The organism is Pseudomonas sp. FJ2-5-13, assembly GCF_029201605.1.
Lineage (GTDB): Bacteria > Pseudomonadota > Gammaproteobacteria > Pseudomonadales > Pseudomonadaceae > Aquipseudomonas > Aquipseudomonas lactis.
Genome location: NZ_CP104045.1, coordinates 3,195,509 through 3,214,831 on the forward strand (window position 1 = coordinate 3,195,509; position 19,323 = coordinate 3,214,831).

General features: G+C 62.4%; 14 protein-coding genes. 7 read left to right on the forward strand and 7 right to left on the reverse strand.

What is annotated here, in order from left to right; genetic code table 11:
- Nucleotides 1-43 precede the first annotated feature (43 nt).
- Nucleotides 44-952, reverse strand: a complete 909-nt coding sequence (locus N2A98_RS13860) for a LysR family transcriptional regulator (protein ID WP_275622145.1) — start codon at nucleotides 950-952, stop codon at nucleotides 44-46.
- Between the two features lie 94 nt (nucleotides 953-1,046).
- On the opposite strand from N2A98_RS13860, the gene N2A98_RS13865 reads away from it, so the two are divergent.
- From N2A98_RS13865 to N2A98_RS13880, 4 genes are all read left to right on the forward strand, one after another.
- Entirely contained in the window at nucleotides 1,047-2,231 is a 1,185-nt protein-coding gene (locus N2A98_RS13865; RefSeq protein WP_078803225.1) for an MFS transporter, read from the forward strand.
- Between the two features lie 59 nt (nucleotides 2,232-2,290).
- On the forward strand, nucleotides 2,291-2,773 hold the full coding sequence (locus N2A98_RS13870; protein ID WP_044270776.1) for a VOC family protein: 483 nt from the start codon (nucleotides 2,291-2,293) through the stop codon (nucleotides 2,771-2,773).
- A gap of 565 nt (nucleotides 2,774-3,338) precedes the next feature.
- Nucleotides 3,339-4,715, forward strand: coding sequence for a cystathionine beta-synthase (locus N2A98_RS13875; RefSeq protein ID WP_153474815.1), 1,377 nt, complete (start codon nucleotides 3,339-3,341; stop codon nucleotides 4,713-4,715).
- A complete protein-coding gene (locus N2A98_RS13880; protein ID WP_275622146.1) occupies nucleotides 4,712-5,878 on the forward strand; it encodes a cystathionine gamma-synthase in 1,167 nt (388 codons plus the stop codon). Before N2A98_RS13875 ends, N2A98_RS13880 begins: the two co-directional genes overlap by 4 nt.
- A gap of 116 nt (nucleotides 5,879-5,994) precedes the next feature.
- Here the strand turns inward: N2A98_RS13880 and N2A98_RS13885 are convergent, their stop codons facing one another.
- Nucleotides 5,995-8,193, reverse strand: coding sequence for an OsmC domain/YcaO domain-containing protein (locus N2A98_RS13885; RefSeq protein WP_275622147.1), 2,199 nt, complete (start codon nucleotides 8,191-8,193; stop codon nucleotides 5,995-5,997).
- 145 nt (nucleotides 8,194-8,338) lie between these two features.
- On the opposite strand from N2A98_RS13885, the gene N2A98_RS13890 reads away from it, so the two are divergent.
- Nucleotides 8,339-8,899, forward strand: coding sequence for a cysteine hydrolase family protein (locus N2A98_RS13890; protein ID WP_275622148.1), 561 nt, complete (start codon nucleotides 8,339-8,341; stop codon nucleotides 8,897-8,899).
- A gap of 58 nt (nucleotides 8,900-8,957) precedes the next feature.
- Here N2A98_RS13890 and N2A98_RS13895 read toward each other — a convergent pair whose 3' ends face one another.
- On the reverse strand, nucleotides 8,958-9,407 hold the full coding sequence (locus N2A98_RS13895; RefSeq protein ID WP_275622149.1) for an NUDIX domain-containing protein: 450 nt from the start codon (nucleotides 9,405-9,407) through the stop codon (nucleotides 8,958-8,960).
- On the reverse strand, nucleotides 9,400-10,197 hold the full coding sequence (locus tag N2A98_RS13900) for a nucleotidyltransferase domain-containing protein (protein WP_275622150.1): 798 nt from the start codon (nucleotides 10,195-10,197) through the stop codon (nucleotides 9,400-9,402). Before N2A98_RS13900 ends, N2A98_RS13895 begins: the two co-directional genes overlap by 8 nt.
- Nucleotides 10,198-10,963: 766 nt before the next feature.
- Here N2A98_RS13900 and N2A98_RS13905 point away from each other — a divergent pair.
- Both N2A98_RS13905 and N2A98_RS13910 read left to right on the forward strand, forming a co-directional pair.
- Nucleotides 10,964-11,389: a DUF2231 domain-containing protein gene (locus N2A98_RS13905; protein WP_044274068.1), complete on the forward strand. Its 426-nt coding sequence runs from the start codon at nucleotides 10,964-10,966 to the stop codon at nucleotides 11,387-11,389.
- Entirely contained in the window at nucleotides 11,386-12,678 is a 1,293-nt protein-coding gene (locus tag N2A98_RS13910; protein WP_275622151.1) for a sorbosone dehydrogenase family protein, read from the forward strand. Before N2A98_RS13905 ends, N2A98_RS13910 begins: the two co-directional genes overlap by 4 nt.
- Nucleotides 12,679-13,337: 659 nt before the next feature.
- On the opposite strand, the gene N2A98_RS13915 is transcribed toward N2A98_RS13910, so the two are convergent.
- From N2A98_RS13915 to N2A98_RS13925, 3 genes are read right to left on the reverse strand one after another with little or no spacing between them, the layout of a single operon-like run.
- Nucleotides 13,338-14,792 carry an efflux transporter outer membrane subunit gene (locus tag N2A98_RS13915; RefSeq protein WP_275622152.1) on the reverse strand — a complete coding sequence of 485 codons (1,455 nt, stop codon included), beginning with the start codon at nucleotides 14,790-14,792 and terminating at the stop codon, nucleotides 13,338-13,340.
- The gene (locus N2A98_RS13920) at nucleotides 14,789-17,965 is read right to left on the reverse strand and encodes an efflux RND transporter permease subunit (RefSeq protein WP_275622153.1); all 3,177 of its coding nucleotides are present in this window, start codon (nucleotides 17,963-17,965) and stop codon (nucleotides 14,789-14,791) included. Before N2A98_RS13920 ends, N2A98_RS13915 begins: the two co-directional genes overlap by 4 nt.
- On the reverse strand, nucleotides 17,962-19,128 hold the full coding sequence (locus N2A98_RS13925; protein ID WP_078467543.1) for an efflux RND transporter periplasmic adaptor subunit: 1,167 nt from the start codon (nucleotides 19,126-19,128) through the stop codon (nucleotides 17,962-17,964). Before N2A98_RS13925 ends, N2A98_RS13920 begins: the two co-directional genes overlap by 4 nt.
- Nucleotides 19,129-19,323 lie beyond the last annotated feature (195 nt).

A 19,323-nucleotide genomic window follows, 5' to 3' on the forward strand; every position in this document is an offset into this window, starting at 1 on the left:
TCCAAATAACCGCGTGTGGGCGAAACCCGCCTCCCTCCAGAATTTAAACTGACGCATCCTCTCCCCCACACCTCTCCACCAAAAAATCCACAAACGCCCTAACCCGCGCCGGCATCGCCCCTCCCCCCACAAACACCGCATGAATCGGCTCCACATCCCCCGGATTAAACGCCTCCAGCAACACCACCAACTCCCCCCGTCTCACCTCCTCCACCACACTAAACGCCCCAATCCTCGCCACCCCCGCCCCCAGCTTCGCCAACTGCGCCAATGCCTCGCCGCTGTTCCCCTCAATCGTCCCCGCTACTTTCAGCGAAAACTCCCGCCCCTCCACCCGAAATGGCCAATCCGGCGCCGCTCGGCGGAAGTTGAAGCGCAGGCAGTTGTGCTGCAATAAATCCTGCGGCGTCACGGGAGTGCCATGCCGTGCCAGGTACTCCGGCGAGGCGACGATAACCTGCCTGGTAGAGCCGATAAGGCGAGCAGTCAGGGGGCTGTCGGCGAGGGGGCCGAAGCGGATGGCGACGTCGGCCTGGCCGCCGAGGATGTCTACGACTTCGTCGCCGAGCATCAGGTCGACGACGATAGCGGGATAGCGGGCGCTGAAGGCGGCGATCAGGGGGACGATGGTCATGCGGCCGTGGGCCAGTGCGGCGCTGACACGCAGGCGTCCGCGGGGCGCGCCCTGGTCGGTGATGGCGTCTTCGACTTCGGCCATGTCGGCCAGGATGCGCCGGGCGCCGCGCAGGTAGGCTTCGCCTTCGGCGGTGAAGGTGATGGCGCGGGTGGTGCGCAGCAACAGGCGGGTGCCGATGCGCTGTTCAGTGCGGGTGATGATGCGGCTGATGGCCGATGGGGTCAGCCCCAAGGCCCTTGCCGCACCTGACAGGCTGCCGTGCTCGGCGACCATGGTGAACACTTCCATCTCTCCCGACCGCCCGCCGATGTCCATTTGTGCCTCCTGCGCAAAGCTGTAGTTCCCAACCAAGGGCTACTGCTGCAAAAGGCAGGATTGTAGCATTTGACTCACAGATGAGGAGTCACCCATGCGTATCAATCCCCCCCTTGTAGCATTGTCCGTCGGTGCCTTTGGCATCGGGGTCACAGAGTTTGCCCCTATGGGCATGTTGCCCGGTATCGCCGCTGATCTTGATGTCTCCATTCCCGCTGCGGGGCTGTTGGTGAGCGCCTACGCCATGGGCGTGTTGATTGGCGCGCCGATCATGACCCTGGCGACGGCCAGGGTGCCCCGCCGCTATTTGCTGATTGGGCTGATGGCGATATTTACCCTGGGTAATTTGCTGTCGGCGTTGGCCAGCAACTACCAGACGCTGATGATCGCCAGGCTGGTGACGTCGCTCAATCACGGGGCGTTCTTTGGGATTGGCTCGATTGTGGCCGCAAGCCTGGTGGCGCCCGAGAAGCGCGCGGGGGCTGTGGCGGCGATGTTCATGGGGCTAACCCTGGCAACCATTGGCGGCGTGCCCCTGGCGACCTGGTTTGGCGAGAACTTTGGTTGGCGTACCGCGTTCTGGGGCATCAGTGGGCTTGGCGCGGTGGTGATGGCGGCGCTGTGGTGGGCCCTGCCCAATGCGCCGGCCCCTAAAGGCGGCGGGCTGATGGCGGAAATTCGTGTGCTGGGTCGCGGGCCGGTGCTGGCGGCGTTGGCGCTGACCGTGGTGGGCTCCAGTGCGATGTTTACGGTATTCACCTACATCGCGCCGATTCTGCGAGACGTCACCCACGCTTCGACCAACTTCGTCACCGGAATGCTGGTGCTGTTCGGCATCGGGCTCACCCTGGGCAATGTGTGGGGTGGCAAATCTGCGGACCGCTCGGTGGACCGCACCTTGATCATCTCGCTGGTGGTGTTGATTGCCGTGCTGTTGGCCTTCTCGGTGCTCATGCAATGGCCGCTGCCCGCTGCGCTGTCGATCCTGCTGTGGGGCGCTGCCAGCTTTGCCCTCGTGCCGCCGTTGCAGATGCGGGTGATGGAGGCTGCCAAAGACGCGCCTAACCTGGCTTCGGCGATGAACATCGGTGCGTTCAATTTTGGGAATGCGATTGGTGCGGCGTTGGGAGGGGCAGTGATCAACGCGGGGCTGGGCTATCCGGCCATTTCACTGGCAGGCGCGATCATGGCTGGGCTGGGTTTGTTGATGGTGCTGGGTTTGGGCTGGCGTGCGCGGCGGGCCGACTCACGCTCTGGCAGAGAGGCGGTGCAAGCCTGAGCAGCATCGCAGGTTGTTAGTCTAGACTTCATGCACCTTCCAACCCGAGGAGCCTTGCGATGAACAACAAGAATACGATCTGCCTCTGGTACAACGGCGATGCCCTGGAGGCAGCGACCTTCTACGCCAACACCTTCCCCGACAGCGCAGTAAAGGCCGTGCACCATGCCCCTGGCGACTACCCATCCGGCAAGCAGGGTGATGAGTTGACCGTGGAATTCACCGTACTGGGTATCCCCTGCGTGGGCCTCAATGGCGGCCCCATGTTCAAGCACAGTGAGGCGTTTTCCTTTCAGGTGTCCACGGATGACCAGGAGGAAACCGACCGCTTGTGGCATGCCATCATCGACAACGGTGGGCAGGCAAGCGCTTGCGGTTGGTGCAAGGACAAGTGGGGGCTGTCGTGGCAGATCTCACCGAGGGTGTTGGTCGATGCGGTTACCAGTAAAGATCCTGCCGTCGCCAAGCGTGCGTTTGAGGCGATGTTGACCATGACCAAAATCGACATCGCGACCATCGAAGCCGCCATTGCCGGGAACTGAACTGTGGGAGCGGGCTTGCTCGCGAAGGCGATGTATCCGCTAGCACATGTGAAAACTGACCCACCGCTTTCGCGAGCAAGCCCGCTCCCACATGAAGGCATAGGTATCTACATAACTCTGCAGCTCTCAACGGTAACCACGATGCGAAGCGAGTCGCTCTTGATCTGCTTTTGATCTTAGGCGCCCCGTCAAACCACGCTGGCCGGAATTCCGGCTTTTCAAAAGTGAGCCGCCGTCAGGGCGGAACCCTAAGTGGCCGTTACCTACATAACGGATATGTACTCAGTCTGATCTCAGATCCCGGTCGGCTGTCAGGCCGCCTTCGCAGGCAAGCCAGCTCCCACATTTGGATCGCGGGGCGTCAGCTAGATAAGCGTTGGCTGTCAGGCCGCCTTCGCGAGCAAGCCCGCTCCCACCGTTTGATTGCGCGCCCTCCCCCCATGCGGCAAAAAAAGTCATCCAACGGACGCCCGGTTGCGACACCGGCGATACCGGCCTATGTTCCAAGCCATGCTGTTTTTTTGCTGTCCCTCGCCCTACGCCCATCCCGTAACCAGGAGACGACATGCCCACGCCTTCACGCCCTGCCGTACTTGAGCTGATCGGCAACACCCCATTGGTCAAGGTCAGCCGCTTCGATACCGGCCCCTGCACGCTGTTTCTCAAACTGGAATCGCAAAACCCCGGCGGTTCTATCAAGGACCGCATCGGCCTGGCGATGATCGACGCTGCCGAACGCGACGGTCGTTTGCGCCCTGGCGGTACCATCATTGAAGCCACCGCTGGCAATACCGGCCTGGGCCTCGCGCTGGTGGGCCGGGCCAAGGGTTACCGGGTGGTGTTGGTGGTGCCCGACAAGATGTCCACGGAAAAGGTGCTGCACCTCAAGGCCATGGGCGCCGAGGTGCATATCACCCGTTCCGACGTGGGCAAGGGCCATCCGGAGTATTACCAGGACGTGGCAGCGCGCCTGGCCAAGGATATTCCGGGCTCGTTCTTCGCCGACCAGTTCAACAACCCGGCCAACCCGTTGGCCCACGAGACCAGCACCGCGCCGGAGATCTGGGCGCAGACCCAGCACGATGTGGACGCGATTGTGGTGGGCGTTGGCTCGGCCGGCACGCTCACCGGTTTGACGCGTTTCTTCAAGCGCGTGCAACCCGAACTGGCCATGGTGCTGGCCGACCCGGTCGGTTCGGTGATGGCCGAATACAGCCGCAGCGGCACGCTGGAAACCCCCGGTTCCTGGGCGGTGGAAGGCATCGGTGAGGACTTCATTCCCTCGATCGCTGACCTGTCCAGCGTACGCCACGCCTACTCAATCAGCGATGCCGACAGCTTCGACCACGCCCGCCAGTTGCTCAAGGCCGAAGGCATTCTCGGCGGCTCATCCACCGGCACCCTGCTCGCCGCTGCCCTGCGCTACTGCCGCGAGCAAACCGAGCCCAAGCGCGTGGTGACCTTTGTCTGCGACACCGGTACGCGCTACCTGTCCAAGGTCTACAACGACCAGTGGATGAACGACGCCGGCCTGTTGCAATACAAGCACTACGGCGACCTGCGCGACCTGATCGCCCGCCGCTTCGAAGACGGCCGGGTGATCAGCGTGAGCCCCGACGACACCCTGCTCACCGCCTTCCAGCGCATGCGCCTGGCGGACGTGTCGCAACTGCCGGTGCTGGTCGATGGCCAGACCCTGGTGGGCGTCATCGACGAGTCCGACATCCTGCTGGGCCTGCACCACGACGCCGCAGACTTTTCCATGACCGTTGCCAGCGCCATGACCAACACCCTGCACACCCTGGCCCCCAGCGCCAGCCTGGCCGAACTGCAGGCCGAGCTGGATCGCGGCCTGGTCGCCATCATTGCCGACGCCGCAGGCTTTCATGGCCTGATCACCCGCGTCGACCTGCTTAACCACCTACGGAGATCCCTTGCATGAGCCAGCCCGATAAAAGCGCGTTTGCCACCCGTGTGATCCACGCCGGGCAGTCACCCGACCCGACCACGGGCGCGCTGATGCCGCCGATCTACGCCAACTCCACCTACCTGCAAGACAGCCCCGGCGTGCACAAGGGCTTTGACTATGGCCGCTCCCATAACCCCACGCGTTTTGCCCTGGAACGCTGCGTGGCCGACCTTGAAGGCGGCAGCCAGGCGTTTGCGTTTGCCTCGGGGCTGGCGGCGATCTCCACTGTGTTGGAACTGCTGGATGCCGGCGCGCATATCGTCTCGGGCAATGACCTGTACGGCGGCACCTTCAGGCTGTTCGACAAGGTGCGCCAGCGCAGTGCCGGGCACCGCTTCAGCTATGTCGACCTCAGCGACGTGTCAGCCTTTGAAGCGTCATTGCAGGACGACACGCGCATGGTCTGGGTCGAAACCCCAAGCAACCCGCTGCTGAGCCTGACCGACCTGCGCGCAGTCGCCCGCATCTGCCGTGCCCGCGGGATTACCTGCGTGGCCGACAACACCTTTGCCAGCCCTTGGATCCAGCGCCCGCTGGAGCTGGGCTTCGACATCGTGGTGCACTCCAGCACCAAATACCTCAATGGGCATTCCGATGTAATCGGTGGTATCGCCATCGTCGGCGACAACCCTGACTTGGCTGAACGACTGGGCTTCCTGCAAAACTCCATCGGCGCCATCGCCGGGCCGTTCGATGCCTTCCTGACCCTGCGCGGGGTAAAAACCCTGGCGCTGCGCATGGAGCGCCATTGCAGCAATGCCCTGGACCTGGCCACCTGGCTGGAACAACAGCCGCAAGTGTCGCGGGTTCACTACCCGGGCTTGGAATCCCACCCACAGCACGACCTGGCGAAACAGCAGATGCGCGGGTTTGGCGGGATGATTTCAGTGGACTTGAACAGCGACCTGGCCGGCGCGACACGCTTTCTGGAAAACGTGAGGATCTTCGCCCTGGCCGAGAGCCTGGGGGGCGTGGAAAGCCTGATCGAACACCCGGCGATCATGACCCATGCCAGCATCCCGGCGGCGACGCGCGCGCAATTGGGCATTGGCGATGGGCTGGTGCGGTTGTCGGTGGGGGTTGAAGATGTGGAGGATTTGCGCGCCGACCTGGCGCAGGCCTTGGCCCACATCTAACGCCGACATACCTGTAGGAGCGAGCTTGCTCGCGAAGAACGCAAAGACAACACGGGCATCCAGACATCCCGCGTTATCGTTGACGTTTTTCGCGAGCAAGCTCGCTCCTACAAAGTTCAGCCTTGGGTGATATTGGCCCGCGCCGCATGCAGCTTCTTGTAGCTGTCAATCAGGCGCAAATGCCGGTCCAAGCCTTCCAGCTTCATGCTGGTGGGCGTCAGCCCGTAAAACCGCACGCTGCCGTTGACCGAACCGATCACCGCGTCCATGCGCTCATTACCGAACATGCGCCGGAAGTTGGCCTCGTAGTCAGCCAGTTCCAAGTCGTCATCCAACTCCATCTCCAGCACCGCGTTCATCGCCTGGTAAAACAGGCCGCGCTCAACCGTGTTGTCGTTGTACTGCAGGAACATCTCCACGCACTCCTTGGCCTCTTCATACTGCTGCAAGGCCAGGAAGATCAGCAGCTTGAGCTCCAGGATGGTCAGTTGGCCCCACGCCGTGTTGTCATCGAACTCGATGCCGATCAGCGTGGTGATATCGGTGTAGTCGTCCAGCTCGCTTTCTATCAGGCGCTCAACCAACGCCTGCAACTCTTCCTCGTTGAGGCGGTGCAGGTTAAGGATGTCTTCGCGGAAAAACAGCGCCTTGTTGGTGTTGTCCCAGATCAGGTCGTCCACCGGGTAGATTTCCGAGTAATCCGGCACCAGGATCCGGCAGGCGGTAGCGCCCAGGTGTTCATACACCGCCATGTACGACTCTTTGCCCATGCCTTCGAGGATGCCGAACAGCGTGGCGGCTTCCTGGGCGTTGGAGTCTTCGCCCTGGCCAGAGAAGTCCCACTCGACGAATTCATAATCGGACTGGGCACTGAAGAAGCGCCACGACACTACGCCGCTGGAATCGATAAAGTGCTCGACGAAGTTGTTCGGCTCGGTGACCGCCTGGCCTTCGAAGGTCGGCTGCGGCAGGTCGTTCAAGCCTTCGAAGCTGCGGCCTTGCAGCAGCTCGGTGAGGCTGCGTTCCAGCGCCACTTCCAGGCTGGGGTGCGCGCCGAACGAAGCGAACACGCCACCGGTGCGCGGGTTCATCAAGGTCACGCACATCACCGGGAACTCACCGCCCAGGGACGCATCCTTGACCAGCACCGGAAAGCCCTGGGCCTCCAGGCCTTCGATGCCCGCCAGGATGCCCGGGTACTTGGCCAGCACGTCGGCCGGTACGTCCGGCAGCGCAAATTCGCCTTCGATGATTTCGCGCTTCACCGCCCGCTCGAAAATCTCCGACAGGCACTGCACCTGGGCTTCGGCCAAGGTGTTGCCAGCGCTCATGCCGTTGCTCAGGTAGAGGTTTTCGATCAGGTTGGACGGGAAATACACCACCTCGCCATCGGACTGGCGCACGAACGGCAGCGAGACAATCCCACGGGCCTCGTTGCCGGAGTTGGTGTCGAACAGGTGCGAACCGCGCAGCTCGCCGTCGCGGTTGTAGACTTTCAGGCAGTAGGCATCGAGGATTTCACTCGGCAGCTCATCGTTGGGGCCCGGCTGGAACCAACGCTCGTCCGGGTAATGCACGAACGGCGCGTTGGCCAGATCCTCGCCCCAGAACTGGTCGTTGTAGAAAAAGTTACAGTTCAGGCGCTCGATGAACTCGCCCAGCGCCGACGCCAGCGCGCCTTCTTTTGTCGCGCCCTTGCCGTTGGTAAAGCACATCGGCGAATGGGCGTCGCGGATATGCAGCGACCACACGTTGGGCACGATATTGCGCCACGAAGCGATCTCGATCTTCATGCCCAGGCCGGCGAGAATCGCCGACATGTTGGCGATGGTCTGCTCCAGCGGCAGGTCCTTGCCGGCAATGTAGGTGCCCGCCTCGGACGTGGAATTGGGCATCAACAGCGCCTGGGCATCGGCGTCGAGGTTCTCGACTTCCTCAATCACGAATTCCGGCCCGGCCTGCACCACCTTCTTCACGGTGCAGCGGTCGATGGAACGCAGGATGCCTTGGCGGTCCTTGTCGGAGATGTCCGCGGGCAACTCGACCTGGATCTTGAAAATCTGGTTGTATCGGTTTTCCGGGTCGACGATGTTGTTCTGCGACAGGCGAATATTCTCGGTGGGAATATTGCGCGTCTGGCAGTACAACTTCACAAAGTACGCCGCACACAACGCCGACGAAGCCAGGAAGTAGTCGAATGGCCCCGGTGCCGACCCATCGCCCTTGTAGCGAATGGGCTGGTCGGCAATGACCGTGAAGTCATCGAACTTGGCTTCAAGCCGAAGGTTGTCGAGAAAGTTGACCTTAATTTCCATGCGGGCACACCAGAATAACGAGCTAAACAAATTGGCCGCCATTATGAAGCGTTTCGCCGGGAAGTCTCAGGGTTTTGCGTATCGGCTGCCGATCGGTGCTAACTTCCAACTAGCTAGATAATGTTCACCTCTGCCAGGACAGGTCATGGAACCGATAGCGACGAACGCCGCACTGTTGATCATCGATATGCAAAAAGGCATGGCCGATCCCACCCTTGGGCGCCGCAACAACCCAGACGCTGAGCTGCACATACAGCACTTGCTCAATGCGTGGCGCCAGGCACAACGCCCGATCATTCATGTGCGGCATATCTCCCGCTCTGACACTTCGGTGTTCCGGCCAGGCCAACCTGGCTGCGAGTTCCAGGAGGCGTTGCAACCCCTGGCCCACGAACATGTGGTGGAAAAAAATGTACCGGATGCATTCAGCGCCACGGGCCTGGAGCGATGGCTGCACATGCGCTCGATCCAGCAGTTGGTGATCGTTGGCGTCATCACCAACAACTCAGTGGAATCCACCGCACGCTCGGGAGGCAACCTGGGGTTCGACGTGATCGTGGCGGCGGATGCGTGTTTTACCTTCGATCAAACCGACCTGTCGGGGCGGCTGTGGGTCGCTGAAGATGTGCATGCGTTGTCGCTGAGTAACTTGGCGATGGACTATGCCAGGGTGTTCCAGACGCGTGAAATCCTGACCAGTCATTAACAAAGCAGACATGCATCAGGGCAAACTCACGGTGGCGGCCGCTTGCAGGCCTGAGCGGTTAAAACACCCCGGCATCCTCAAGCATTTGCGATAACGCCTGCGGCCATACCGTATCGCTCGTTGCGCGCAGCGCCTCTGCCGACCACCAGCGATGGTCCGCCATCACCTGGGCCTCCTGCTCCGTCCACTCGGCCCTGGATAACGCGTCGCTGGATGCATGCACAACGAAGTACCGCTCAACCGCCAGCACCGTTTCGCCGCAGGGTAGCATCAAGGTCACGTTGCGCTCTGCTACACATTCCCCGACGCTGCTCACCGTGATCCCAGTCTCTTCGCGCAACTCACGAATCGCGGCGCTGTGAAAGGTCTCCCCGGCCTCAACGCCACCGCCCGGCGTGGCCCAGTAATCCTGGCCAGCCAAGGCACCTGCTTTGTGCACGAAGCGAAACAGCAACACTTGCTGTGCAGGGTTTATGACCAGTAATCGTGCGGCTTTGCGTTCACGCATCAGCTTGATTCCTTTCTATGACTGCCGAATTCATCCAGCTCAAAAAAGCCCGCAGGCGTGTCGTGAATGCCTCGCCCTCTGCGCTCGGGTTGCGTGCCTCAAACAGGAAGTAGGCGATTTGCACGCGCATGGTCGGGTAATGCTGAACAAACAGCCCGACGTAGTCTTCCAGGGTTTGCGGCCAGGTTTGCGCATCTTGCGCTCGCAGGGTGTGGGTGGCGCGGATCAAAGCCCGCGATGCTTCCCGCTGCAAGCGATGGCGTACGTGCTCAGTGCTGGCCTGTTCGATACCTACCAGATACCCCGTGAGCGCCTGTTCAAAATCGCCGTTGACCGCCAGGGCGATGGCGCGAGACGGGCGAAACGGTTCGAAGTGCAGCGACAGGTCTTCGCCCCAGAGACAGCGGCAATGATGTTTGAGCCAGAAGCCCCAACGGTTTCGGTTCTCGGGCGCCAACACCTGGGCGCGGTGGCCGATATCAAAGTCGATCTTGGTGACTTGGGGATGCCGTAGCTCCAACGCGAGTCGGGCCGACTCCAATTGTTCAAGCACGGGCGCATCCGGTGGCTCGACCAGTATCAGGGAAAGGTCAAGATCAGAAATGCCGATCTCACCTTCGCCCCGTGCGATGCTGCCATACAGGTAAATCCCGTGCAGCCCCAGTTCAGGCCGGGACAAGGTAGCGCAGATGTCCATCAGCAGGGGCTGGAACTCGGGTTGTATAGGCCCATCGGCAACGGTGAGGATATAGCCGTCGACATCAATGCCTGCAGGTTTTTGGGTGTTCACGATGCGATCTTGCCGCAGAGCAGATGCAGAGTGGGCATAACGCGATTCCTCATATCGGGCCAGGAAGGATGAGTCATATAGCCGCTGTGGTAAACGTATCTACATAACTTTGTGGGCTGTAGGCACGAACGGTAACCACGATGCGAAGCGAGCCGCTCTTGATCTGCTCTTGATCTGCTCTTGATCTGCTTTTGATCTCAGGCGCCCCGTCAAACCACGCTGGCCGTAATTCGACAGTGATTTGGGGGGTAAACCGGCAGGGATGCCGGTTTAGCCGCCCCGCGCCATGGATGGCGCGTGGCGGCGGCCCCCCAAATCACTGGCGGATTACGGGCACACCGAGCCAAGGCGAGGTGCCGAGTGGTGGGGCAAGAGCGTTTTGCTTACTTTTGCGCTTTTCAAAAGTGAGCCGCCGTCAGGGCGGAACCCTAGGTGGCCGTTACCTAAATAACGGATATGTACCCGGCCCACTGTGTTGACTGCCAGGCCGCCTTCGCAGGCAAGCCAGCTCCCACAGTTGGATGGTGGGGTGTCAGGTAGATAGATGTCGGCTGGCTGGCCGTCACGGGAGCAAGCTCCCTCGCCACAGGTTCAGCGTCGCACCAAAATTGTGTAGATACCTATGCATATGCAGGGGAACGCCGGATCGAAACACACCTCGACACGCCCTCCCAGTGAACTTTCTTACAAGCGCCATGCTCCTTTCCTATGCGAAGTCAGCGCGCCCTGAGTCCAGGGTGCAGAACGATAAGGAGCCGCCACCGACATGACTACCCTCCCCACTTATCCCGTCGTCAGGCCCGGGCCGTTGCACGGGACTTTGCTCGCCGGCACCGTCCCGTTGTTTCTCGGGGCCTTGCTCAGTGATATCGCCTACGGCCAGACCTACCAGATTCAATGGGCCAATTTCGCCTCCTGGCTGATCGCAGGAGCCTTGGTGTTCTGTGGTTTTGCCCTGCTGTTTGCGCTGGTCAACCTGGTGCGTGCCGAACACAAGGGCGGGCGCCCGGTGGCGTACTTCCTGCTGTTGCTGGGCACTTGGCTGCTTGGGTTGGTCAATGCCTTCCAGCATGCAAAAGACGCCTACGCCATGATGCCCACCGGCTTGGTGCTGTCGGCGATCGTCACCGTGCTGGCGATTGTCGCCACCTGGATCGGCTTGACCAACCTGCGCTCAGGAGCTGCCCGATGAAACCACTCAACACACTGACCCTGCTCAGCGCCGCCCTGTTGCTGAGTGCCTGTGGCGGCGAAGGTGACAAGACCCAGGCGCGCGGCCCTGACCCCAAACTGCCCGAGCAACAAAGCAGCCTGTTGCCGAGCATGAAGATTGCCGAGCCCACGCCGTGGGGCGAGCAAAAGCCCAAGGTGCCCGAAGGCTACAGCGTGACCGCCATCGCCACTGACCTGGCGATCCCGCGCCAGACACTGGTGCTGCCCAACGGCGATATCCTGGTGGCCGAAGGCCGTGGCGGCAGCGCGGCCAAGCTCAAGCCCAAGGACGTGATCGCCAGTGTGATCAAGGCCCAGGGCAACACCCAGGTCAAGGGCGGCAACCGCCTTACGCTGCTGCGTGACGCCGACGGTGACGGCACCTATGAACTCAAGACGGTATTTGCCGACAACCTCAACGCTCCCTACGGGCTGGCATTCGCCGACGGCAAACTGTACGTGGCCAACCAGGACTCACTGGTGCGCTTTGATTACGCCGAGGGTCAGACCAAGGCGAGCGCGCCACCGGTCAAAGTTACCGATCTGCCGGCGCAGATCAACCATCACTGGACCAAATCGTTGGCCGTGAGTGAGGACGGGCGTCAGCTGTATGTGGGCATCGGTTCCAACAGCAACGTCACCGAACGCGGCATGGAAGTGGAGATCGACCGCGCAATGGTCTGGCAGATCGACGCGGCCACCGGTGCACACAAACCCTACGCCACGGGCCTGCGCAACCCGACGGCGCTGACCATCCAACCGGGCTCCGGGCAACTGTGGACGGTGGTCAACGAGCGCGATGAACTGGGCCCCGACCTGGTGCCGGACTACCTGACGTCGGTGCGTGAAGGTGCCTTCTACGGCTGGCCCTACAGCTACTGGGGCCAGAACGTCGACCCCCGCGCACAACCGCAAAACCCGGCCAAGGTGGCCGCGGCGATCAAGCCCGATTACAGCCTGGGTTCCCACGTGGCCGCGTTGGGCGTGGATTTCTCCATCCCCGCCCTGGGTGAAAAATTCGCTGACGGCGTGTTTGTCGGCGAGCACGGCAGTTGGAACCGTGACAACCCAGTGGGCTACAAAGTGATCTTCGTACCGTTCAGCAACGGCAAACCGGCGGGCGAGCCCATCGACTTTGCCACCGGCTTTCGCGGCGACGACGGCAAAACCCGTGGCCGCCCGGTTGGAGTGACCGTGGACCCCAAAGGCGCGCTGATCATTGCTGACGACTTGGCCAATACTGTTTGGCGAGTCACACGTAACCAGTAAATCGAGGAACTACGCAACGGGGTAGTGAGACTGATGTATAGGCTGTCTGATCCAACATGCTGTTCGGCTGTCAGGCTGCCATCGGGGGCACACAAGGTCTGTGCCAGGCGCTGATTTTGTGGGCAATACATAACCAATGTGGGAGCTGGCTTGCCTGCGAAAGCGGTGGTTCAGTCGCAGATTCAGTGACTGACACACCGCCTTCGCGAGCAAGCCCGCTCCCACACGGGATCTGTGCCAAGCGTTGGTTCTGTGGGCAATGCATGACCAATGTGGGAGCTGGCTTGCCTGCGAAAGCGGTGGTTCAGTCGCAGATTCAGTGACTGACAAACCGCCTTCGCGAGCAAGCCCGCTCCCACACGGGATCTGTGCCAGGCGCTGATTTTGTGGGCAATGCATGACCAATGTGGGAGCTGGCTTGCCTGCGATAGCGGTGGTTCAGTTGAAGAATTATTGACTGACACACCGCCTTCGCGAGCAAGCCCGCTCCCACAGGGGATCTGTGCCAGGCGTTGATTTTGTGGGCAATACATAACCAATGTGGGAGCTGGCTTGCCTGCGAAAGCGGTGGTTCAGTTAAAGATTCAGTGACTGACACACCGCCATCGCGAGCAAGCCCGCTCCCACAAGCCCACCGTCGTATATTTGATACCTAACCGTTACCGCAACACAGCAGCAGCCCCGCTACACGCCTGCCCCGCCCGCTCGCAGATCTCCCAGCCCCCCCCCAGCGCCTTATAGATCCCAACCACCGCCAAACGCTGTTCCGTGCGCGCTGCGGTCAATGCGCGGCGGCTGGTGAAGTCGGCACGTTCGGCCTCAAGCACATCCAGGTACACGCCCTCGCCTTGCGCAAACCGCTCGCGCGCAAAGCTGGCGGCCTCACGATTGGCGGCCGCCTCCAGCAGCCGCAAGCCCAGGGTGTTGCCGGCCGCGCGGTTGGCCTGGAACGCATCATCGGTTTCCTGCAGGGCCCGCAACACGGTCTGGTCATAAGCGATCAAGGCCGCCTGGGTGCGCGCCTCGCTGGCGGCAATCCGCGCACGTACGCGCCCAGTGTCCAGCAGCGACCAGCGAATCACCGGGGCGATAAAGTTCGACTGCATGCCCGCATCGTCCAGGGCGCTGAGGCTTCCGGCCAGTAGACCGATGGAACCTTGCACCTGAATGTCCGGATACAAGCCAGCGGTTTCCACGCCAATCTGCGCGGTCGCAGCCGCCAGCGTGCGTTCGGCCGCGGCGATGTCGGCGCGGCGCGCCAGCAAGCCAGCTGGGTCTCCCACCTGCAGCGTGCGCAGGTTCAAGGTTTCACGCCCAGGCCGGGCCTGCGGTGGCTTGAACCCTTGAGGCGCTTGCCCCAGCAGCACCGCCAGCGCGTTGGTTGCCCTGGCGCGACGTCGCTCCAGGTCAGGCGCTACCGCCTCCACATTGCGCAACAAGGCCTCGGCGCGCAGCCGGTCGAATTCGGTGGCGGCGCCGACGCTGACCATCTGCCCCACCAGGCCCAGGCTGTCGCGTTGGCTCTGGCTGATATCCGCAACCACGGCCTGCTCAGCTTCGATGCCTTGCAGGTCAAACCAGGTGACCGCGACAGTCGCTGCGACGCTCGCTTGCACGTTGCGCAATAACGCCTGACGCGATCCCGCCTGGGCCTGGGCCGCCTCCACCGAGCGACGCACGCGGCCAAACAAGTCGATTTCCCAGGCCGCATCCACCGCCGCGCGGGTGGTTTCAATGGAGCGCTGCTCGCCGAACGGGGTCTGGACCTCGCTGCGCTTGCGGTGCTCGTAGCCCAGGGCGGCGCCGCCGCTCGGCAGGAAGCCTTGGCGGCTTTCACGCAGCAGCGCCTTGGCTTCGTCCAGGCGTGCGGCGGCGATGCCGATGTCGTGGTTGGCCGCCAGTGCCTGTTGGATCAACTGGCTCAGTGCCGGTTCGTCGAACACCTGCCACCACTGCACCTCCACCTCGCCCGGACCAAGCCCGGCGATGGGCGCGCCAAAGCTCGTCGCCCGTTGCGCAGCGGGCAGCACCGGCGCGGAATAGTCCGGCCCCACCGAACCGCAACCGGCCAGCAGGGTCAACGACAACACAAACGCTGGATACGCCTGTTTCATGATGCGCTCTCCTTTAGCTGCACCTTCGGGCTCGCCCCCTGGCGCTGCACGCGCAGCGCCAGGCTGCGCATCACCACATAAAACACCGGCGTGAGGAACAGGCCGAACAGCGTCACGCCCAACATCCCGGCAAACACCGCAACCCCCATGGCATGGCGCATCTCGGCACCGGCGCCACTGGCAAACACCAGCGGGACTACGCCGGCGATAAACGCCAGGGACGTCATCAAAATAGGCCGCAGGCGCAATTGACACGCGTGGATCACCGCCTCCAATGGGCTGGCGCCTTCAGCTTCGAGGCTGCGGGCGAACTCGACAATCAAGATGGCGTTCTTCGCCGCCAGGCCCACCAGCACCACCAAGCCGATCTGCACGAACACGTTGTTGTCGCCGTCTACCAGCCACACGCCGAGGATTGCGCTGAGCAGGCACATGGGCACGATCAGCAACACCGCCAACGGCAGCAGCCAACTGTTGTACTGCGCGGCGAGGATCAAATAAGCCAGCAACACACACAGCGGGAAAATAAACAGGGCCGATGACCCGGCGAGCTTTTGCTGGTAGGTCAGGTCTGTCCATTCATAGGTCACGCCCTCGGGCAGTACCTCCTGGGCCAGACGCTCCATGAGCGCAACCGCCTGCCCGGAACTGACCCCTGGCATCGCGCCGCCAGAGATATCCGCCGACGGATAGCCGTTGTAGTGAATCAGCCGGTCAGGCCCCGAGCTCGGCGTGACCGTGACAAACGCCGACAACGGCAGCATGTCTCCAGCGGCGTTGCGCACCTGCAGACGGCCAATGGCTTCGGCCTGCATGCGGTGGTCTGCATCGGCCTGGGCCGTGACTTTGTAGGTGCGGCCAAACCGGTTGAAGTCGTTGACATACAGCGACCCCAGATAGACCTGCAGCGACTCGAATACATCCGCCAGGCGCACGCCCTGGCTCTTGACCTGGGTGCGGTCGATGTCGACATTCAGTTGCGGCGCATTGACGTCCAGGCTGGTCATCAACCCGGCCACCTGGCCTGACTCGGTGGCTTTGGTCATCAGTACCTGGGTCTGCTGCACCAGTGCCTCAAGCCCGACGCCGCCACGGTCTTCGACCTGCAACTTGAATCCCCCGGTCACCCCGAGCCCCGGTACCGGCGGCGGTGGGAATACCCCGAGGAAGCCGTCGGGGATGCTCGCAAACTTGGCTTGCAGGCGCCCGGCGATAGCGACCGCTGCCATGTCTGGCGAGGTGCGCTCTTTGAACGGATCAAGCATCACGAACATCACCGCCGCGTTCGGGACGTTGACGAAACCGTTGACCGACAACCCTGGGAACGCCACCACACTCTCGACCCCCGGCTCGTCCAAGGCGATTTTCGACATTTGCCGCACCACCGCATCGGTACGCTCCAACGAGGCCGCGTTCGGCAGTTGGGCGATGCCGACCAGGTAGTACTTGTCTTGCATCGGCACGAAGCCGGCCGGTACCGCGTTGAAGCCAAACCAGGTCAACGCGAGCAAACCGCCGTAGGCCAACAGCGCCACGCCGCGACGGCCGACGACCTTGCGCACGGTATTGCCATAGGCTTGCGGCGCACGCTGGAACGGCCGGCCCAGCACCTCCAGCAGCCGCGTGGCGCGACCGCGCAGGCTGCGTGGGTCAGGCGCCACAGCGGTATGCCGGGGCCGCAGCAACAGGCCGGCCAGGGCCGGGCTGAGGGTCAAGGAGTTGACCGCCGAGAGGATGGTGGAAATCGCGATGGTCAGCGCAAACTGCCGATAGAACTCACCTTGCAGGCCACTGAGAAACGCAGTGGGAATGAACACGGCCGCCAGTACCGAGGTGATCGCAATGATAGGGCCGGTGACCTCGCCCATGGCCCGGCGCGCAGCCTGCATCGGCTCCTCGCCGTTCTCGATATGCCGCTCGACGTTCTCCACCACCACGATGGCATCGTCGACCACGATGCCAATCGACAGCACCAGGCCGAACAGCGACAAGGTGTTGAGGGAGAAGCCCATCAGGTGCATGACCGCAAAGGTGCCGATGATCGACACCGGCACGGCCATCAAGGGGATCAGCGACGCGCGCCAGTTGCGCAGGAACACCACCACCACGATCACCACCAGCAGGATCGCTTCCATCAGCGTGATGGCCACCGACTCCAGGGAAGCGCGTACAAACACGGTGGGGTCATAGGCAATCCGCGACACCAGCCCTTCGGGGAAGTTGGTTTGCAGGCGCTGCATGGTGTCGCGCACCGACTGCGCCACATCGAGGGCGTTGGCCCCCGGGCTCTGGATGATCTGCAAGGCCACCGCCGGCTCGCCGTCCAACAGGCTGCGCAGCGCGTAGGCATCGGCGCCCATCTCGATACGGGCCACATCGCGCAAACGCGTGACCTGGCCGTTATCGCCGGTGCGAATGATGATGTCGCCAAACTGCTCTTCGTCCGTCAAGCGCCCCAGGGTATTGACCGTGACTTGGAAGGCCGCAGTGGAATCCGGCGACTGGCCGACCGAGCCCGCCGCCACTTGCACGTTCTGCTCGCGCACGGCAGCAATCACATCGCCGGCGGTCAAGCCACGGGCAGCGATCAGGTCCGGGTCGAGCCACAGCCGCATGCTGTATTCACCGGCGCCCCACACCAGCACATCGTTGATCCCCGGCAGCCGCGACAACTCATCGCGCACCTGCAGGTAGGCATAGTTGGAGATGTAGAGCGGGTCATAACGTTGGTCCGGGGACAGCAGGTGGACCACCATGAGGATGTCCGGCGAGGTTTTCTGCGTGACCACGCCCAGGCGCTGCACCTCTTCGGGCAAGCGCGGCAAAGCTCGCGACACACGGTTCTGCACCTGGATCTGGGCCATGTCCGCGTTGGTGCCCTGGGCGAAGGTCGCGGTCAGGATCATGCGGCCATCGGTGGCCGACTGCGAGGTCATGTAAAGCATGCCCTCAACCCCGGTGATCACCTGTTCCAGCGGCGCCGCCACCGTCTCGGCAATCACCTGCGGGTTGGCCCCCGGATACGACGCCGTCACTTGCACCGTGGGCGGCGTGACGGCCGGGTATTCGCTCAACGGTAGATGGAAGAAGGCCACGATGCCGCCGATCATCATCAACACCGACAGGACGATGGCGAAGATCGGTCGGTCAATGAAAAAGCGTGGGAAGCTCATTGCACGCCCCCCACCGCCAGCGGCGTCTCAAGCGGCTTGCCCTCGATACTGGCAGCCAGTGGCGTTACCTGCATGCCGGGGCGCACCAGGCCTTTGACGACAATGCGCTCGCCCGGTTGCAGGCCCTGTTCGATGACCCGCAGGCCGTCAACCACCGGGCCCAGTTCGACCGGGCGGTACTCGGTCTTTTCACCCTCACCCACTACCAGCACATAACGGCGGCCCTGGTCGGTGCCGATGGAATGGTCGGCAATCAACACCCGGGGTTGCGCCGCGCCAGTGTCCAGCTTGACTTTGGCAAACAGCCCCGGCGTCAAGCGCCCATCCGGGTTCGCCACCACCGCACGCACGCGCACCGTGCCGGTCTTGCGGTCGGCCGAGTTGGCCAGAAAGTCCACGCGCCCGGCCCGTGCATAGGTCGTATCGTTGAGCATTGCCACCATGACCTTGGCGGCGTTTTCGCCCTTGGACCCGGCGTGCTGCCGCGTCGCAGCCAACGAATGCAGGTAGGTGCGTTCGTCCACGTCGAAGTACACATGCAAGGGGTCGATGGAGACAATTGTGGTCAGGGGTGTTTCCCCACGGGTGACATAGTTGCCTTCCGTCACCAATGCGCGGTCGATGCGCCCGCTGATAGGCGCGGTGACGCGGGTGTAACTCAGGTCCAGCTGGGCCGTATCCAGCGCAGCCCTGGCCGCCTCGACCTGGGCCCTGCCGGCATTCAACGAGGCAATGGCGGTGTCGAGGCGATCACGTGCCACCACCTTCTTGGCGTACAACTGCTCGGCGCGGCCATGCTCGGCCTGGGCCAGTGATGCATTGGCCTCGGCCTCACGCAAACGCGCCTTGGCGGCGTTCACTGCCGCCTGAAACATGCGCGGATCGATCACAAACAACGGGCTGCCCTTGGCCACGAACTGGCCTTCGGGCACGCTGACACTTTGCAGATAGCCACTGACTCGCGGGCGCAATTGAACCTGGTCGATGGCGGTCAACGAACCGGTGTACTCCACAAACGGCGTTACCGCACGCGCCACCACTTGGGCCACCGGCACGCCGGGTGGTTGGGCGGCTGCGGCTGGCGGCGCTTTGTCCGAGCATCCGCCCAGCGTTAACGCTACGGCCAACGCCCCGGCAATCAGGCTGACTGGTTTGGTGTACATCGTTCACCCTCCTTGGAATTTTCAAGACAATCGACACGTGGGGTTTTTATCCGGCTTGCCATACTGGGAAGGTCAAGCGCTATAAAACCGGGGGTGTGTTTTTGTCTGGGAAATACTTGGAGGTGAATCAAATGGCGGCCAGCGAGGCTTGGTGGCGCTCGGGGTTACCTGTCGAACGCGGTTGAAGGTGGGAGC

Bases quoted from the DNA above. Each gene is read 5' to 3' on its own strand.
- N2A98_RS13920 (WP_275622153.1), bottom strand. From the start codon at position 17,965: ATGAGCTTCCCACGCTTTTTCATTGACCGACCGATCTTCGCCATCGTC.
- N2A98_RS13880 (WP_275622146.1), top strand. From the start codon at position 4,712: ATGAGCCAGCCCGATAAAAGCGCGTTTGCCACCCGTGTGATCCACGCC.
- N2A98_RS13875 (WP_153474815.1), top strand. From the start codon at position 3,339: ATGCCCACGCCTTCACGCCCTGCCGTACTTGAGCTGATCGGCAACACC.
- N2A98_RS13885 (WP_275622147.1), bottom strand. From the start codon at position 8,193: ATGGAAATTAAGGTCAACTTTCTCGACAACCTTCGGCTTGAAGCCAAG.
- N2A98_RS13915 (WP_275622152.1), bottom strand. From the start codon at position 14,792: ATGAAACAGGCGTATCCAGCGTTTGTGTTGTCGTTGACCCTGCTGGCC.
- N2A98_RS13895 (WP_275622149.1), bottom strand. From the start codon at position 9,407: ATGCGTGAACGCAAAGCCGCACGATTACTGGTCATAAACCCTGCACAG.
- N2A98_RS13890 (WP_275622148.1), top strand. From the start codon at position 8,339: ATGGAACCGATAGCGACGAACGCCGCACTGTTGATCATCGATATGCAA.
- N2A98_RS13865 (WP_078803225.1), top strand. From the start codon at position 1,047: ATGCGTATCAATCCCCCCCTTGTAGCATTGTCCGTCGGTGCCTTTGGC.
- N2A98_RS13905 (WP_044274068.1), top strand. From the start codon at position 10,964: ATGACTACCCTCCCCACTTATCCCGTCGTCAGGCCCGGGCCGTTGCAC.
- N2A98_RS13910 (WP_275622151.1), top strand. From the start codon at position 11,386: ATGAAACCACTCAACACACTGACCCTGCTCAGCGCCGCCCTGTTGCTG.
- N2A98_RS13870 (WP_044270776.1), top strand. From the start codon at position 2,291: ATGAACAACAAGAATACGATCTGCCTCTGGTACAACGGCGATGCCCTG.
- N2A98_RS13860 (WP_275622145.1), bottom strand. From the start codon at position 952: ATGGACATCGGCGGGCGGTCGGGAGAGATGGAAGTGTTCACCATGGTC.
- N2A98_RS13925 (WP_078467543.1), bottom strand. From the start codon at position 19,128: ATGTACACCAAACCAGTCAGCCTGATTGCCGGGGCGTTGGCCGTAGCG.